Genomic DNA, 15,576 nt, shown 5'->3' with positions numbered 1-15,576 from the left:
GTCAGGCGCCGGTCGGCCGCGGGCTGGCCGCCCGGCCGACCGAGACGCGGCGCGGGACCGACTGCTGCCGTGAGATGACGGGGTAGTTCGCGCGGGGAAGCAGCAGCTCCAGCTCGTCGGCCGCCGTGGCGGCGCCGTCGACCGCGCGCAGCTGGGCGCCCAGGCCGGCGGCCGCGGCGCGGTGCGGCCCGTCGTCGAGCATCCGGGCGATCGCGGCGCGGATGCGGCCGGCCGGGGCGGTCCGACGGACCATGAGGCCGGCACCGGAGCGGGCCACGGCGGCGCCGACCGCGCGCTGGTCTCCCAGGTGGAACGCGGGCAGGACGACCATCGGCAGGTCATGCGCCAGCGCTTGCAGCGTGGTGCTGAAGCCGCCGTGGCCGACCACCATGCCGACGTTCGGCAGGACGTCCCGGTGCGGCAGGAAGCCGTGCGCCTCGACGTTGGGCGGCACCTCCAGCTCCGCCGGGGCGACGGCGCGGCCGGTGGTCAGCACCACCTGGACGGGCAGGTCGGCGACCGCGGCCATGATGGCCCGCAGCGTCTCGACCTGCCCGCCGTAGTAGATCGAGCTCAGGCTGACCAGCACACGCCCGGTCCCGGTGTGCGGCCGCGGCGACACGCCAGCCGGCCAGACCGGGCCCGTCAGGCGCACGTTCGTGGCTCGGACGGCCCGGGGCTCCAGCGCGGCGATCCCCGGCATCAGGACCCGGTCGGCCCGCCGCCACAGGCGGATGGGCGAGAGGAGACGTGGGCCGCTCAGCAGCCGGACCCAGGGCGCGAAGCCGCGGGTCATGAAGCCGTGCAGGGTGTGGTGCAGGACGGCGTGGCGCACCGGGCGCCGTGCCTGCAGGACCTGCAGTGCTCCGAGCAGCATCGCGTCGACGACGACGAGGTCGGCGGCCTCCCGGTCGAGAGCGGCCACCAGGTCGAGGCCGGCCCCGGTGTCGAGGAACACCCCGAGGTAGTCCGAGGCCCATCGGGCCAGGCCCTGGCGGTCCAGCGGAGTGTGCGCCGCGGCGCGCCGGTAGGCCTCGAACCGCAGCCCCGCGGCCTCGAAGGTCTCCTCCTGGTCGGCGTTGCCGAGAACCCGCACGTCATGCCCGCGACGGCTCAGCTCACCGGCGATGCCGAGCGCGGGCGGGACATTGCCGCCACCATTGAAGGTAGCCACGAGAATCTTGCTCATGGTGACGACTCTCTAACACTGAGTCTCTGGCGATCCGAGCGGGGGGTTACATATGCCCGATATGCCAGTTGTCAATCAGTGCGCCGATCACACCCGATCCGGCGGCCACGAAATCGTGAGCTCGCCGAGCCGCCAGCGCCGCGGGGCGCGGTGGACGGGCCAGCCGTCGGCCCGCAGCCTCGCGACGGCGACCGACCAGCGCATCCGCGGCCCGAACGGCGCGTAGCTGGCGGCATGGTCCCAGGCCTCGTCAAACGCGGCCAGCAAGGTGTGGATCGGTTCGCCCGGAACGTTGCGGGCGATCAACGCCTTGGGCAGCCGTTCAGCCAGGTCGGATGGGTATTCAAGGCTCGGCAGGTGCGCGGAGAGCGTCAGCGTCGCTGCACCTGCCCAACCGTCCGCCCGGCTGGCGCGGGCCCCCTCGTCCGCGGCGCCGCCAGCTTCGAGGGCGGACAGCGCGAACCAGCAGGCGCGGCGGCCGAGCTCGTCGCAGGTGCCCTCGATCAACAGCCCACCGGGGGCGAGCCGCGCGCGCATCGCCCGCCAGGCGGACGCCACCTCGCGCTCGGGGTACTGCCGCAGGACGTTGAGGGCACGGACGACCGTCGGCCGGCGGCCGGCCAGCTCGAAGCCGCCGCGAGCGAAGGTGAGCGCGGGCGACCGGGCGGCCGACGCCGCCGCGGCGACCCGGTCCGGGTCGAGCTCCAGCCCGAGCACCCGCACGTCCGGGCGGACGGTCCGCAGCCGCTCGTAGAGCTCGACGGTGGTCACCGGCGACGAGCCGTAGCCCAGATCCACGACGAGAGGGTCCGAGGCGGCCCGCAGCCGGCCGGCCTGCGTGCCGACCAGCCAACGGTCGATCCGGCGCAGCCGGTTGGGCGCGGTCGTGCCGCGGGTCGGCAGGCCGAGCGCACGGGCCCGGCCCGCCGCCAGCCGTGGCGCGCGGCGCCCCGAGACCACAGTCACCCCACCACCATGCCAGGGAAACGCACCCGGCCAGCGCGCCCGGGCGGCCGCGTGGGCACGGTCCGGATGACCACCGCCGAACGCGGGGATACCGGCTGCTGGCCACGCCTCGCTGGCCGTCGGTCCGCGGGCCGGTCAGCCCGGCGCGGACAGCCCGTCCGCGCGGCAGGTAGGTACACGGGAGGCCCTGGGACAGACGTGAGGAGGATCGCCCCCACCCAATACACCAGCAAGCAGGCAGTTCAACTCTAAGGTGAACAGTCGGCCGAACCGGATCGCGAGCTCTCTGGTCGGCGGAGCGGCGGGCATAGCTCGGCCGAGCGGTGATGTTGCAACGTTCGGGTAACAAACCGGCCGGCGCTCGGGCCGGTTTCGCGGCAGCTACACGGCCGGGTTTGCCAGCAGTGGGCACGGGCCAGGTCTGCATGGTGGGCACGGGCCGGGTCTGCCTACGGGGCGGGCCAGGCTCTGCCCACAGGGACACGGGCCGGTCTGCCCACAGGGACACGGAGGTGGTCGGTGCGGCTGGTAGCGCGCGGGGCGGCGGCGTCCCCGGCTTCCTCGATCAGGGCCGAGAGCGACACCGGGAGCAGGGCCGAGCCGAACTGGAGCGGCGCCGGCCCGAGGACCCGGCGAGCCGTCCCTCGCCGGGTGGCGATGCTGTCGATGCATACCTCGCCGCTCGAACAGCCAGGCACCGGGGACGCCGGCGGCCTCAACGTGTACGTCGTGGAGCTGTCCCGTCAGCTCGCCGAGCAGGGCACCGAGGTGGAGGTGTTCACCCGGGCCACGAGCAGCGGCCTGCCGCCAGCCGCCGAGCTACACCCGGGGGTGACGGTCCGGCACGTGCCGGCCGGCCCGTTCGAGGAGATGCAGCGCGCGGAACTGCCGGCCTGGATCTGCGCCTTCACGGCCGACGTACTGCGCGCCGAGGCCGAGCGTGAGCCGGGCTGGTTCGATCTGGTGCACTCGCACTACTGGCTGTCCGGCCAGGTGGGCCTCGCCACCGCGCGCCGGTGGGGCGCCCCCCTCGTCCACACCGCGCACACCCTGGCCAAGGTGAAGAACCGGTCGCTGGCGATCGGGGACCATCCCGAGCCGGCCGACCGGGTCCGCGGCGAGCAGGAGGTGGTGGCCGGCTCGACCCGGCTGGTCGCGTCGACCGTCGAGGAGGCCCGTCACCTCGTCGACCTGTACGGGGCCGACCCGCTCACGGTTGACGTGGTCGCGCCGGGCGTGGACCTCGACATGTTCCGGCCGGGTGAGCAGGCGGCGGCGCGGCGGCGGATCGGCGTCCCGGTCGACGGGCACCTGCTGCTGTTCGTCGGGCGCATCCAGCCGCTGAAGGCGCCGGACCTGCTGCTGCACGCGGCCGCCGAGCTGTTGCGCCGCGACCCCTCGCTGCGGGAGTCGCTGACGGTCGCCGTGGTCGGCGGACCGAGCGGCAACGGCCTCGACCGTCCGGACGCGATGGTCAAGCTGGCCGCCGACCTCGGCATCTCGGACGTCGTACTGTTCCGGCCGCCGGTGCCGCGCGCCGAGCTGGCCGACTGGTTCCGGGCGGCGACCGCCGTCATCGTGCCGAGCCACAGCGAGAGTTTCGGCCTGGTCGCGATCGAGGCGCAGGCGTGCGGGACGCCTGTCGTCGCCGCGGCCGTCGGCGGGCTGCGCACGGCCGTGGCGGACGGGAGGTCGGGCCTGCTGGTCGCCGACCGCGACCCGGCGGCCTACGCCACCGTGCTGGCTCGGCTGCTCGCGGAACCAAGCTGGCGGCGGCGGCTGGCGACCGGGGCCCGCGCGCACGCGTCCGGCTTCGGGTGGACGGCGACCGCCCACGGGGTGCTCGCCGCCTACCGGGCCGCACTCTCCCCCGCCGCGGTCGCGGTCTAGGCCGGCAGGCGGCGGGGTAGGGGCTCGTTGCCGATCGCGGCTCACACGCCTACGGTCACAGACAGCCGGGGCGAGGTAGGAGGCTTGTCGTTCATGACCACGACGACGACCGATGTCGATGGTGTCGTACCGGGCGCCCGGACCGGGGTGACGGGGCGCATCGGCGACGCCGACCGCGAGCGCCTCGACGGGATCATCCAGCGCGCGCTCGACGAGCTGGAGCTCGCCTACGAGCACCCGGCGCTCGGTACCTTCCTCGTCACTCTGGAGGGTGAGCACAAGCTGCGGACGATGACGTGGCTCGTCGTCCAGGACCACACCCTGCTGGTCGAGGCGTTCTTCATGCGCAAGCCGGCGGAGAACGCGGCCGGTACCTACGCCTTCCTGCTCAGCCGCAACGCGAAGACCTACGGGGTGCACTTCTCGATCGACCGGATCGGCGACATCTTCCTCACCGGCCAGGTGCCGTTGACCGCCGTCAACGCCGACGAGATCGACCGGCTGCTCGGCTGCGCCCGCACCTACGCCGACGAGAACTTCGACCCGGCGATCGCGCTCGGCTTCGCCCAGGCGGTCGCCCGCGAGAAGGCCTGGCGCGCGAAGGTCGCCGCGGAGGCCCGCGCCGCCCGCGCGCAGGAGTAGAACCACCGGCCGGCCTCGCCCTCGTGCGGCGGGAGCGCGCGCCGAGCGGTGCCGGTCAGCCGACCTTACGCAGGCGGGCCGAGAGGTGCGGCTGCAGGGGCTTGCCGCCGGCCTCCATGTCGATCGCGTAGGCGAGGTCGCCGCCCTCGACGATCCCGTAGAGGCGGACGGACCTGGTCACGTCGCGGGCGGTGGCCGTCCGGATGACGACGTTGTGCTCCAGTTCGATCTTCGTACCGTCCAGCGCGCCGACGTAGATCTCGGCGACGCCGAACGGGTGGGCGAGCATCACCTCGACGAAGCGGCGGCCAGGGTTCTCCGCGTCGTCCTGGAGCCGCCAGAAGCCGGTCTCGGTCGCCAGCGGGCTGCCGGGCGAGCGACCGTCCCGCGGCTCGTCGGCCCACCAGGTCGTCGACGCGTAGCCGAGCGCCGGCCTGCCGGTGGTGACGAACGTGACCTCCTGCTCGTAGCGGAAGTCGGCCAGTCCCTCGTAGCCGCCGACGCCCTCACCGCGCCAGGTGCCGACCAGGAACGCCAGCGGGGTGAGGCTCGGGTGCAGGTCGGGAAGGCCAGTGGGCTGGGCGCTCAGGTCGGGGCTCGACCCCGCCGCCGGGCCGCTCGTGCTCGCCACCTGGTCCTCCTCGTGTCACGGCGCCGCCGGGGAGCTCTTGCCCTCGCGCGGACGACGGGTGGGTGGCCGGTCCGCGCCGGCCGGGTCGGGCACCGATGATCGCACCTGCGCCGGGCCGGGCCGGTGTCGGCCCTGGTGGAGCGCATAGGCGACGGAGCCGCAGCACCAGGCGATCAGCAGCGCGGCCAAGGCCAGCAATCCGGTGAAGACGTACGGCATGCTCCCCGCCACAGGACGGCGTGTGTGCTGACACTCTGACCTTACGACGGCGAGTCGGCGGGAATATCGCGCGGCATCGCCGACGCTTGAGCGTGCTGTGACCGGGCTTTGGGCATTGTTGGCCGCCGTCCTCGTCGCGACCGTGGCCGGGCTGACGCTGCGCCACCGCGACGGGCGGTTCCGGCCGGCGCGGACCCGTCGTCCGGACGACGCACCGGCGGTGGCCGAGGCCCGGGACGCCGAGAGGGCGCCGGCCGGCGGACCGAGCCAGGCCGCGTCTGACGGGGCGGACGACGCTCCGTGGACGGCCGGACCGGCGGCGGGATCACTCGCCGCGGAGCTGTCCGCGCTGGGACAGCCAGGCGGCGAGCGGGCGACGCTGCTGCAGTTCTCCACCGCGTTCTGCGGGCCGTGCCGGACGACGCGGGTCGTGCTCGCGGACGTGGCGCGGATCGTGCCAGGGGTGGCGCACATCGAGGTCGACGCGGAGGCGCACCTCGGGCTGGTCCGCAGGCTCGGGATCCGCCGGACGCCGACGGTGCTGGTGCTGGACGGCGACGCCCGAGAGGTCAGCCGGGCGAGCGGAGCACCGCCCAGCCGGGCGGCCGTGATCGCCGCGCTCGGCCCGGCCGCGACGCCTGACGGCGATGCCCGGTGACCGGCCGCACCGACCCCAGCCGAACGCCGCCGGCCGCCGTCTGCAAAAATCACTCGATTCAGCCGCGAACTGTTAACACCTACGTGACGTCGGCTGCTAACCTGGCACCGTTATGTTCACGACACATTTGATCAAGCGCCGCGCGGTGGATCTATGCCGCGTGGGCAGCTGCTTGTGTCGACTTTCCTGATCGGGCGCTAAGCCCAGGCATGCCCGCGGCCGGATGGCCGGGCACTCGCCTCCGCGAAGGCAGATCTGGCGGGTTCCGCCGGTCCGCCACGGACCCACGGCCTCACCGCCGCCTCCTCGCCTCGCAGTCAGGAAGAAGATCAACATGGTTGACCCTCGAGGTCTGCGGTTCGCCGCGGCCGTCACCACGGTCGTGCTCGCCGTCGCCCTCATCACCGGCAGCCCCTGGGTGCTGCTGGCGCAGCTGGTCATCTTTCTCGTCGGAGCCGTGGGTGGCGTGCGCCGCGCTCCGTACGGGCTGCTCTTCCGGTATCTGATCCGGCCGCGGCTCGGGCCGCCGGCCACCACCGAGGACCCAGTGCCCCCTCAGTTCGCACAGGCCGTCGGCGCCGTGTTCGCCGCCATCGGTGTCATCGCCTTCTTCGTCGGTGTTCCCGTGCTGGGATACGTGGCGGCGGCGTTCGCGTTCATCGCGGCCTTCCTGAACGCCGCGTTCGAGTTCTGCCTCGGTTGTCAGCTTTATCTGTTCATTCGATCCACCATTACTGCGAGAGGAGCCCGCGCATGAGCCGCGAGCAGGCGCTGGTCGACGCGAGTTGGGCCGAGGCGCACCTGGCCGACCCGTCGGTCGTGATCGTCGAGGTCGACGAGGACGTGTCCGCCTACGACAAGGGCCACATTCCGGGTGCCGTCCGGCTGGACTGGAAGTCCGAGCTGCAGGACCCGATCATCCGCGACTTCGTGGACAAGGCGGCCTTCGAGGCCCTCCTGTCCGCCAAGGGCATCTCGAACGACGACACGGTCGTTCTTTACGGCGGCAACAACAACTGGTTCGCCGCCTACGCCTACTGGTACTTCAGCCTGTACGGCCACGCGGACGTCCGGCTGCTCAACGGTGGCCGCAAGAAGTGGGAGCTCGACAGCCGCGAGCTCACCACCGAGGTCACGCCCCGCCCGGCCACCGAGTACAAGGCCAAGGAGGCGCGCACCGACATCCGCGCCTTCCGCGACGAGGTCATCGCCGCGATCGGCGAGAAGGCCCTCGTCGACGTCCGGTCGCCAGACGAGTTCTCCGGCAAGCTGCTCGCCCCGGCGCACCTGCCGCAGGAGCAGTCGCAGAAGGCCGGGCACATCCCGACCGCGAAGAACATCCCGTGGGCGAAGACCGCCAACGAGGACGGCACCTTCAAGAGCAACGACGAGCTGACCGCGCTGTACGGCGAGGCCGACGTCGACCTCTCGAAGGAGATCATCGCGTACTGCCGGATCGGCGAGCGCTCGGCGCACACCTGGTTCGCGCTGCACGAGCTGCTCGGCCTGCCGAACGTCAAGAACTACGACGGCTCGTGGACCGAGTACGGCGCGCTGGTCGGGGTCCCGATCGAGAAGGGCGCCTGAGTAAACCTTTTCCATTGCCGTTGACGAGCAGGGCTCGACTCTTTTCAAGAGACCCATGAATGGAAAAGATTCACTATGTGTGGTGCAGTCTCCGGCGGGCCGTCCACTGAAGGGATTGACGTGGCCAAGGAAACCGTAATTCAGGGAATCGTCGTCAAGGGCGGCGAGCCGGTCTCGTCCGGGTACGCCCGGCTGCTCGACGAGGGCGGTGACTTCACCGCCGAGGTGCCGCTGTCGGCGACCGGCCAGTTCCGCTTCTTCGCCCGCCCCGGCACCTGGACCGTCCGCGCCCTCGTGCCCGGCGCGTCCGGCGAGCAGAAGGTCTTCGCCCGCCAGGGCGAGCCCGTGGACGCCCGCGTCGAGGTCTCGGCCTAGCCAGGCTCCGAACTTCACAGGCAGAAAGAGGAAGGCGGCAGCGGCCCACCGCTGCCGCCTTCCTCTTTTCGGTTCCTCGGCTGGCCAGGTTCAGGTAGGACGCCGGGGGGACGGGATGACCGGTGGGACCGGTGGAGCGGCCAGCACCATGGGCCGGACGGTGAAGTGCCGCATCTCGTTGTCGACGGCGAAGGTGGCTGCGGCGCCGCGGTCGGGAAACGGGGCGACGACCTGGCGGACGTCCTGGCCTCCGGCTCCGTCGTACTGGATGACGGCGTACAGAGCTTGCGGCTCGAACATCATATGATCATCTAACCGCATCCACGCAAAGTCACGGAATCAATCCGCGGTGTGCCTACAGTGGTCCGTGCTCGCGATAGCGCCGGGCTGGGGATGCTCTGACCGTTTCTCCCGGTAGTGGCTCAGTAGACGAGAGCCTGGGCACCGTCGGTCATGATCTCGGCCACGAAGGCGGCGGCGCCGGCGATGCGGATGCCGTCGATGACGTCGCCAGGACCGATCGAACGGCGGGCGGCGCACTGCGTGCACAGGGTCACCGTGCCGGCCGCGAGGACCGCGTCGAGCAGGTCGGGCAGCGGCGCCGCCTCGGGCAGGGAGAACTCGGCGGCCCGACCCGGCAGCGCGAACCAGGCGGACTCCCCGGTCAGCCACAGGGAGACGGCCACTCCGCTGCTGACCGCGACCGACGCGACCGTGAAGGCCTGCGAGCAGCGCTCCGGCGCGTCCGTCCCCGCGGTCACCTTGATGACTAGCGATCGGCTCATCTCGCCAGTCTCGTCCCCACCGAACGGCCCGGGCCACCGGCCTCCGGACCCGGGCCGGCTGACCCGGGTCCGGTCGGCCCCCGATCAGCCGGCCGGCGCCGGAGTCGGAGTGATGGCGGCCGTGTCAATGATCACGTTCGTGCCGGCGGCACTGAACCGCATCCGGTCGGGCAGCACCGTCGCGGCCGTCAGCTTCAGGTTGAACGGCAGGCCCTCCACCGGGACCGTCACGGTCAGCAGCTTGACGACCTCGTCGCGCAGCTGAGGCGGCAGCAGGCCCGCGATGCCCTGGCTGAGCTCCCGCGGGGTGTAGGTGAAGGCGGCCGGCTTCACCCCGATGTCGGCGGTGCCGTCGAACGGGTAGCTCTGCCCACCCCAGTTGATGGTCGAGGTGATCTTGACCGCCGATCCGGCCGCGCCGATCTGGATGTTCGTGACGAGCGCGCCCGGCTGGTTCTGGGTGGCCAGGTAGGCGTTGATGTCGGCGTAGGTGAGCTCGACGTCCGCATCCAGGCTGTCGACCGGGATCCTGGTGACGGCACCGCCGATGATGCTGGAGAGCGGGATGTGGACGCCGTCGAGGTGCGAGCGCACCCGGTCGACGCGCAGGCCGTTCTCGGTGAGGCCGCGGACGTCGACGTCGACGTCCCGGTAGTCGCCCTTGACGACCTGCGGCAGGAACAGCGCGCCGCCGATCGACACGGACGGCTTGGTCGGCAGGTTCTGGCCGCGTTGCGTCTGCGTGGCGATCTGGTCCGAGACGGCGTGAACCGCCAGGCGGTCCGCCACGAATCCCAGCACCAGCAGCACTACGACGACCAGCGTTATTCGAATCGCTCTACTGCCCACCGGATCATCCTGGCAAATGCCGCCCAACCAGGTAGACGAGAGGTGCCGCGACCGTAAGGGGCGCTACGGCGGCCAACAGGACAGCGGCGACGGATCTAGCCGGGACGGGTCGCACCCGCATCCCGCCCGCGGCGAGCAGCGCCGCGGGCGAGCCCAGCGCCGGCCGCCCGCCGTCGCGCGCGCGTCTCGTAGACCGGGGCGACGGTCCCTCGGGTGACGCCTCCGTCGGCGGTGGACCGGACGGCGCTGCCACGGCGTCCACCGAAGCGGCGAGCGCGGGGCCGGCTCGGGCTATGAGCACGCCCATCACCGCGGCGGCCAGGGCGCCCGCGGCGGCGAGCAGCGCACCCGAACCGGCCGACAGCTCGTCGGCGAAGCCACCGTAGCCCGCGCCCAGGCCGGTGCCAGCGGCGAGCCCCAGTCCGCCCGCCAGCAGCGAGCCCGCGCCGAGCAGCCCGGCAAGCCAGGCGACCAGCACCGCGCCGCCGACCCCAGCCAGCCCGACCGCGACGAGCAGGTCTCCCGACTCGGGCGCGCCGGGCTGCGCCCGCAGCGCGAGCAGCCCGGCCAGGAAGGCGACCAGAGTGCCGCCGCCGAGCGCCGCGGCGAGTTCGGCGGTCACTCGCGCACTCGCCGGCGCGTCCGCCTCCGACGCGTCACCGGCCGTGGCCGGGGCGGGCGGGACGCCGAGGCGGCGCCGGCGGAAGAGCTGGTAGACGATCACCACAGCGAGCCCGGCGCCGATGACGCCGGCGATGCTGCCGAGGTCGTGGCGGGTCGCGCCGAGCACGGCGCCGTCCGCGGTCAACGCGGCGGCGGCGAGCAGCAGCACGGTCGGCCGGGACGCCCGCAGCACGGCCACCCAGGCCCAGCCGAAGGCCAGCTGCTCGACAAGCAGCACGGCCGCCAGCTCCGGAGTGCCGGCCATGGCGGCCGCCGCGGGCAGGGCGGCGGCCAGCGCCGCGCAGAGCAGCGCCACGGTCATCCACCGCCCGGCGGCAGGCGTGGCCGGCCGCGGCGACGGCCCGGGCGGGCTCAGGGAAGGTGGGTCCGGGGAGGATGGGTCCGGGGAGGATGGGTCCGGGGAGGATGGGTCCGGGGAGGATGGGTCCGGGAACGCCGCAGGACCCGCCGATCCGGCGGGGGCGCAGGTCCGTGGATCGCGGGCGCGCACCCCCTCATGCTTGCACGACACCCTGCCGCTGCCCGGCCGACCAGGCATGTTCATCCGATCGGCCGTGATATGGGCCGCGCGCCCGCCGCGGCGGGCCTCAGCCGCCCGCGAAGGGCGGCAGCGCCTCGACGACGCTGCCGGCGCGCAACGGGATCGTGGCCGGGTCACGCCTGCCGGCGGGCTCCTCGTCGACGAGGAACGAGCAACGGGCGAGCACCTCGGCGAGCCGTTGACCATGCCGGTCTGCCGCCGCGGTGATCACGGCGGCCAGCGTGTCCGCCCGGAGCAGCTCCTGTGCGGCGCCGGCCGCGTCCCGCGCGGCCGCCCAGTACCGGACGGTTACCTCCGGCGCTTCGGTCACCTCGGCTCCCCTCGTCGACTTCAGATCATCCCCCTCGCCGCAGGTCACGGCACCCCGGGGCGATTGCCGGTATGTTTCACTGTCGTTTCCCAACCGTTATCCACGTCGAGCCCGGAGCCGTGACGGTGCCCATCCAGGAGACAAGGGAGATACCTCCCAATCCTGTCGACGAGCCCCGGCACGACACCGGCCTCCGCATGCCCGAAGCCGGGCACGAGCCAGAGCCGGGCCGACGGGCCGGCCGCGGCGGCGAGCGCCCGCGCGTGCTCCACGGAGAAATAGGCGTCCTGCTCGCCATGGACGATCAACGTCGGTGCAGGGGCGATCTGCCCGATCAGGTCGACCGGCGCGGCCGGCCACTCGGCGGGCACGGGCGACCAGGGCGAAGCCGGAATCCGCACCCCGAAGCCGAGCCGGGCAACCAGCCGGCCCGTCGGCGTCTCGGCCATCCAGTGAATGCGACGCATCGGCGCCGTATCACGCACGAACCACCGACTGGTCGCGCTGACCCCGACGACGGCATCTGGAATGTGACGCAGCAGACGCCCGTAAACGGACGTTCCAGAACGCGCCAACGCGGCGTGTCTCAGTACGGCCGCGCCACCCATCGACCACCCGACAGTGACCACGCGGTCATATCCGAGTCGCCGAGCCTCGCCCACGGCCGCGTCAACGTCGAACACCTCGCGGTCACCGAATGTGCAACGGCCGGTGGAGCTGCCGTGACCCCGCGTCTCGATCAGCAGCACGTTTGTGTGCCAGCGCAGGCCTTCGGCGACGGAGCGCACTGCTCGGCGCGCGATGGTTCCGGAGAATCCCGGGACGACCACGACCACTGGTGGCCGCGGCTCGCCCCCCACCAAAGGGCCGTAGTCAAGCAACGCAGTGGCCAGAATCTCAGCGTCGGCGGTTGGGAGAACCCGGTAGACGGTGGGAGCGCGGTCGAGCACTCCGCTATCCTCCTCACGTACCGATGTGCGTTTCATGCCCATGACGGTCGTGAGACGCCGCAGTCTGACTTGTGTCAACCAAGGCCAAGAACGGACCGCTCGGCACCACCTGGGTCGACGCTGCCCCACCACCATCCGCCGCACCTGGAGGAGCCGTCTTGAGCGTCGTCCTTTTGCTCACCAACGCCCCCGGTCCGTCCGCCGAGTCCTTCCCATCGCTCGGCCTGCTCACCCACACCGTGCGCGTCGCGCCACTGGAGGCCAGCGCGCTGCTCGACGCCCCACCGGTCGACGTCATCGCCGTGGACGGACGGCGCGAGCTCGTCATCGCCCGAGGTCTGTGCCGCCTGCTGCGCACGACGGGCCTCACCACCCCGCTGCTCGCCCTGGTCACCGAGGGCGGCCTCGCCGCGGTCTCCGCCGACTGGGGTGTCGATGACGTGGTGCTCGACACGGCGGGCCCGGCAGAGGTGGAAGCTCGGCTGCGCCTCGCGATCGGCCGGGTGGCCGCCGCTGGCGGGACCGCCGAGGCCGGCGTCATCCGTTCGGGCGACCTGTCCGTGGACGAGACCACCTACTCCGCCAAGCTGCGCGGCCGTCCGCTCGAGCTCACCTTCAAGGAGTTCGAGCTGCTCAAGTACCTCGCCCAGCACCCGGGCCGGGTGTTCACCCGAGCCCAGCTGCTGCAGGAGGTCTGGGGCTACGACTACTACGGCGGTACCCGTACCGTGGACGTGCACGTCCGCCGGCTGCGCGCCAAGCTCGGCGCCGAGCACGAGTCGATGATCGGTACGGTCCGGCACGTCGGTTACAAGTTCGTTGCCCCGCCGATCACGCCGCTGCCTGACACCACGGCGGCCAGCCGCCTGGAGCGCGACGAGATCCGCACGCCCGAGCGCGTCTGACCCCGCGGGCGGCGGACGCCTCGCCCGCCGCCCGGCCCCGGCGGTTCCGGGACCGGGCATTCGGTGATCCCACACGATCGCGACGTCGACGCGGCGTCGGCCACCGGGCCGGCGCCGCGTCGACGTCTGTCGGCGAGTGCTCGCCGGTGGCCGGTTAGTCCATGGTTCGTGCGGCCAGGGCAGGCCTGGCTTACCGTCGGCTGGTGAGCTTGCTGAGCTGGTCGGACAGTCTGCCGGCGGGACTGGCCGCCGGCGTCGGCGCGCTGGTCGCCGCCGCGCGGACCGCCGACGGAGTCGGACCGGTGTCGGACGACGTGGCGCTGACGCTGCGGCCCGGCCCCGGCGCCTCGCCCGGCCGGTCTCATCTGGTCGCCGCCGACGACGCGGGGGTCGTCGGGTACGCCCAGCTGGCGCGGGCCGGCGACGGCGCGTGGGAGGCGGAGCTGGTCGTCCATCCGGCTCACCGGCGCCACGGCGTCGGGACCCGGCTGGTCGAGACGCTGCTAGGCGCCGTGCGCCAGGACATGCCGGCGGGACCAGGCCGACCGGCCACCCTGGACATCTGGGCGCACGGCGACTCGGCCGCCGCCGCGACGCTGGCCGACCGGGCCGGGTTCTCCCGCGGCCGGGTACTGCTGCAGCTGCGCCGCCCGCTGCTCGACGGCGCTGACCTGCCCAAGCCGGTCTGGCCCGCGGGCGTCACGGTGCGGACGTTCGAGCCGGGGGCGGACGAGGGCGGCTGGCTCGCGCTGAACGCCCGGGCCTTCGCGAACCACCCGGAGCAGGGCCGCTGGACCGAGCGGGACCTGCTGCCCCGCGAGGCGGAATCCTGGTTCGACCCGGCCGGCTTCTTCCTGGCGGAACGGGACGGCGAACTGGTCGGCTTCCACTGGACGAAGGTGCATCCGGTGGACCCCGTCCCACCGCCTGGGGCCGTCGCTGCCGGGCCGATCGGGGAGGTCTACGTCGTCGGCGTGGATCCGGCGCGGGCCGGCGGCGGCCTGGGCCGAGCCCTCACTCTGGCCGGGCTGCGCCACCTGCGTGACGACCGGGGCATCGCCGCGGTGATGCTCTATACCGACGAGGACAACGTCCGGGCGGTACGGATGTACGAGGGCCTCGGGTTCAGCCGCTACGCGGTCGACGCGCAGTACCGCGCCACCGTCGCCGCCTCCGGGTGATCAGGGCCGGTCTCCGGCACGCCGGGCCGTCAGCCGCCGCGGCTCACGGAACGCGGGCCGGTGACCGCGGCAGCGGTCGGCGGCTCGCCCACGCCACCCTCGACGTCCAGAACCGCCGTGAGGTTCGTGACGTGCAGCAGGCGACGGGCCATGTCGTTGAGGTTGCGCAGGACCAGCCGGCCGCCGGTGGAGCGCTGCCTGCGGTGCGCGTAGAGGATGACGGCCAAGCCCTGCGAGTCGAGGAACCCCACCTCGGCAAGATCGACTACGATCTCGCTGACGCCCGCCATCCGGGCGTCCATCAGAGCCTCGCGCAGGGGCTCGAGGGACGAGTAGTCGATGTCGCCCTCGGGCCGGATCACGATGGCATGCGGGCCTGTCACTTCGACGCTCACTCTAAGGATCATCGCTCCCCGCCACTGCCGGTTCCAGGCCGATCGGTCGTTGCCCTACCCCCCTCGACGCGGCCTCACACCCCGTCCCCCAAGTCGCCCACCGCTCCCCCACCCGTTTCCGCGGCGGCCCGAAGGCGCAACCGGCGGCCCGGACCGAGAGCCCGCGCGGAGACCGCCAGAAAGGTCCCCGCCTCGCGGGGTGGGATCGGGTCGGCCCCGATGCGATCTTGCGAGCATGCGTGATGAACAGGACCGCACCCTCAGCCAGCGCGCCGCGTCGCCGAGACCCGCGGGAGGCACGAGCTTCGGGCAGCCGATAGCCGTGGCCGGCGGCGAACGAGATCCGCACGGAGTCACGTTCCTGCAGCGGACCGACGGCAGCTCGATCACCATCAGCACCCAGCCGGGCGGCTTCACGGGAGATCGGGTGGTTCTCCTGCGACTGCAGTCACCGCTGCTCGACGCCGTCAACGCGGTCTACCTGCGGCCGGCGGAGGCGGACCGGCTCGCGGACGGCCTGGCCCATGCCGCCGAGCTCACCCGCCGCGGCATCCGCGCAGGCGGGGCCGGTGCCGGGATCCGGGCCGGCGGCGAAGAACCGCACGACGAGCCGGCCGGCCAGCTCGTCGTCGTCGCCGGCCAGGGCACCAGCGCCCAGAGCCTCCGCACCGCGCTGGACGACCTGCCCCCTGGGGCAAGCCTGCTGGACTTCGGCGCGGATGTCGACGTGAGCCTCGTGTTCGCGCTACCGGCCACGGGCGCCAGCCGGGGGCCCGGCTAGGTCCGCCCTCGTGTCGCTTCCCGGGCCAGGCGACGGCC

Annotated in this window: 21 protein-coding genes; 10 read left to right on the top strand and 11 right to left on the bottom strand. The window is 72.9% G+C overall.

The features are described 5' to 3' along the window. Position 1: 1 nt before the first annotated feature. Both FRADC12_RS16855 and FRADC12_RS16850 read right to left on the bottom strand, forming a co-directional pair. Positions 2-1,189 carry a glycosyltransferase gene (locus FRADC12_RS16855; protein WP_045877363.1) on the bottom strand — a complete coding sequence of 396 codons (1,188 nt, stop codon included), beginning with the start codon at positions 1,187-1,189 and terminating at the stop codon, positions 2-4. An 87-nt stretch (positions 1,190-1,276) separates the two neighbouring features. Beyond that, positions 1,277-2,149: a hypothetical protein gene (locus FRADC12_RS16850; protein ID WP_045877362.1), complete on the bottom strand. Its 873-nt coding sequence runs from the start codon at positions 2,147-2,149 to the stop codon at positions 1,277-1,279. Positions 2,150-2,812: 663 nt separating this feature from the next. Here FRADC12_RS16850 and mshA point away from each other — a divergent pair. Both mshA and FRADC12_RS16840 read left to right on the top strand, forming a co-directional pair. After that, the gene (gene mshA, locus FRADC12_RS16845) at positions 2,813-4,045 is read left to right on the top strand and encodes a D-inositol-3-phosphate glycosyltransferase (RefSeq protein ID WP_198153140.1); all 1,233 of its coding nucleotides are present in this window, start codon (positions 2,813-2,815) and stop codon (positions 4,043-4,045) included. A gap of 93 nt (positions 4,046-4,138) precedes the next feature. Then, complete coding sequence (locus FRADC12_RS16840; protein ID WP_232303853.1) at positions 4,139-4,687, top strand: type III secretion system chaperone family protein; 549 nt, start codon at positions 4,139-4,141, stop codon at positions 4,685-4,687. 55 nt (positions 4,688-4,742) lie between these two features. Here FRADC12_RS16840 and FRADC12_RS16835 read toward each other — a convergent pair whose 3' ends face one another. Together FRADC12_RS16835 and FRADC12_RS16830 are read right to left on the bottom strand one after the other, a co-directional pair. Beyond that, positions 4,743-5,318, bottom strand: coding sequence for a nitrobindin family protein (locus FRADC12_RS16835; protein WP_045877361.1), 576 nt, complete (start codon positions 5,316-5,318; stop codon positions 4,743-4,745). Between the two features lie 15 nt (positions 5,319-5,333). Then, positions 5,334-5,537, bottom strand: coding sequence for a hypothetical protein (locus FRADC12_RS16830; RefSeq protein WP_045877360.1), 204 nt, complete (start codon positions 5,535-5,537; stop codon positions 5,334-5,336). Positions 5,538-5,634: 97 nt separating this feature from the next. Here FRADC12_RS16830 and FRADC12_RS16825 point away from each other — a divergent pair, with 97 nt between their 5' ends. From FRADC12_RS16825 to FRADC12_RS16810, 5 genes are all read left to right on the top strand, one after another. Then, a complete protein-coding gene (locus tag FRADC12_RS16825; RefSeq protein WP_045877359.1) occupies positions 5,635-6,195 on the top strand; it encodes a thioredoxin family protein in 561 nt (186 codons plus the stop codon). A gap of 112 nt (positions 6,196-6,307) precedes the next feature. Then, complete coding sequence (locus FRADC12_RS34975; protein WP_368411246.1) at positions 6,308-6,385, top strand: Ms5788A family Cys-rich leader peptide; 78 nt, start codon at positions 6,308-6,310, stop codon at positions 6,383-6,385. A 144-nt stretch (positions 6,386-6,529) separates the two neighbouring features. Next, the gene (locus tag FRADC12_RS16820) at positions 6,530-6,952 is read left to right on the top strand and encodes a DUF4395 domain-containing protein (RefSeq protein ID WP_045877358.1); all 423 of its coding nucleotides are present in this window, start codon (positions 6,530-6,532) and stop codon (positions 6,950-6,952) included. Then, positions 6,949-7,782 (top strand): sulfurtransferase, encoded by an 834-nt coding sequence (locus FRADC12_RS16815; protein ID WP_045877357.1) that lies wholly within the window; start codon positions 6,949-6,951, stop codon positions 7,780-7,782. Before FRADC12_RS16820 ends, FRADC12_RS16815 begins: the two co-directional genes overlap by 4 nt. Before the next feature lie 75 nt (positions 7,783-7,857). Continuing rightward, positions 7,858-8,157 (top strand): DUF1416 domain-containing protein, encoded by a 300-nt coding sequence (locus FRADC12_RS16810; RefSeq protein ID WP_045877356.1) that lies wholly within the window; start codon positions 7,858-7,860, stop codon positions 8,155-8,157. 90 nt (positions 8,158-8,247) lie between these two features. On the opposite strand, the gene FRADC12_RS16805 is transcribed toward FRADC12_RS16810, so the two are convergent. From FRADC12_RS16805 to FRADC12_RS16780, 6 genes are all read right to left on the bottom strand, one after another. After that, the gene (locus FRADC12_RS16805) at positions 8,248-8,460 is read right to left on the bottom strand and encodes a hypothetical protein (RefSeq protein ID WP_045877355.1); all 213 of its coding nucleotides are present in this window, start codon (positions 8,458-8,460) and stop codon (positions 8,248-8,250) included. 119 nt (positions 8,461-8,579) lie between these two features. Continuing rightward, complete coding sequence (locus FRADC12_RS16800) at positions 8,580-8,942, bottom strand: DsrE family protein (RefSeq protein ID WP_045877354.1); 363 nt, start codon at positions 8,940-8,942, stop codon at positions 8,580-8,582. 84 nt (positions 8,943-9,026) lie between these two features. After that, positions 9,027-9,791, bottom strand: coding sequence for an LmeA family phospholipid-binding protein (locus tag FRADC12_RS16795; RefSeq protein WP_084010903.1), 765 nt, complete (start codon positions 9,789-9,791; stop codon positions 9,027-9,029). 4 nt (positions 9,792-9,795) lie between these two features. After that, positions 9,796-10,776, bottom strand: a complete 981-nt coding sequence (locus FRADC12_RS16790) for a hypothetical protein (RefSeq protein ID WP_045877353.1) — start codon at positions 10,774-10,776, stop codon at positions 9,796-9,798. Between the two features lie 286 nt (positions 10,777-11,062). Beyond that, complete coding sequence (locus FRADC12_RS16785; protein WP_045877352.1) at positions 11,063-11,326, bottom strand: MoaD/ThiS family protein; 264 nt, start codon at positions 11,324-11,326, stop codon at positions 11,063-11,065. Between the two features lie 44 nt (positions 11,327-11,370). Next, on the bottom strand, positions 11,371-12,276 hold the full coding sequence (locus tag FRADC12_RS16780) for an alpha/beta hydrolase (protein WP_052710969.1): 906 nt from the start codon (positions 12,274-12,276) through the stop codon (positions 11,371-11,373). Positions 12,277-12,434: 158 nt separating this feature from the next. On the opposite strand from FRADC12_RS16780, the gene FRADC12_RS16775 reads away from it, so the two are divergent. Further along, positions 12,435-13,181, top strand: a complete 747-nt coding sequence (locus FRADC12_RS16775) for a winged helix-turn-helix transcriptional regulator (protein ID WP_045877351.1) — start codon at positions 12,435-12,437, stop codon at positions 13,179-13,181. Between the two features lie 203 nt (positions 13,182-13,384). Further along, positions 13,385-14,362: a mycothiol synthase gene (mshD, locus tag FRADC12_RS16770; RefSeq protein WP_045877350.1), complete on the top strand. Its 978-nt coding sequence runs from the start codon at positions 13,385-13,387 to the stop codon at positions 14,360-14,362. 29 nt (positions 14,363-14,391) lie between these two features. Here the strand turns inward: mshD and FRADC12_RS16765 are convergent, their stop codons facing one another. Beyond that, the gene (locus FRADC12_RS16765; protein ID WP_045877349.1) at positions 14,392-14,769 is read right to left on the bottom strand and encodes an STAS domain-containing protein; all 378 of its coding nucleotides are present in this window, start codon (positions 14,767-14,769) and stop codon (positions 14,392-14,394) included. 223 nt (positions 14,770-14,992) lie between these two features. On the opposite strand from FRADC12_RS16765, the gene FRADC12_RS16760 reads away from it, so the two are divergent. After that, entirely contained in the window at positions 14,993-15,538 is a 546-nt protein-coding gene (locus FRADC12_RS16760; protein WP_045877348.1) for a hypothetical protein, read from the top strand. The last annotated feature ends 38 nt before the right edge of the window (positions 15,539-15,576 follow it).

Source organism: Pseudofrankia sp. DC12, assembly GCF_000966285.1.
GTDB lineage: Bacteria > Actinomycetota > Actinomycetes > Frankiales > Frankiaceae > Pseudofrankia.
The sequence above is the reverse complement of the archived record's forward strand: the minus strand, read 5'-3'. Positions and strand labels throughout refer to the sequence as shown.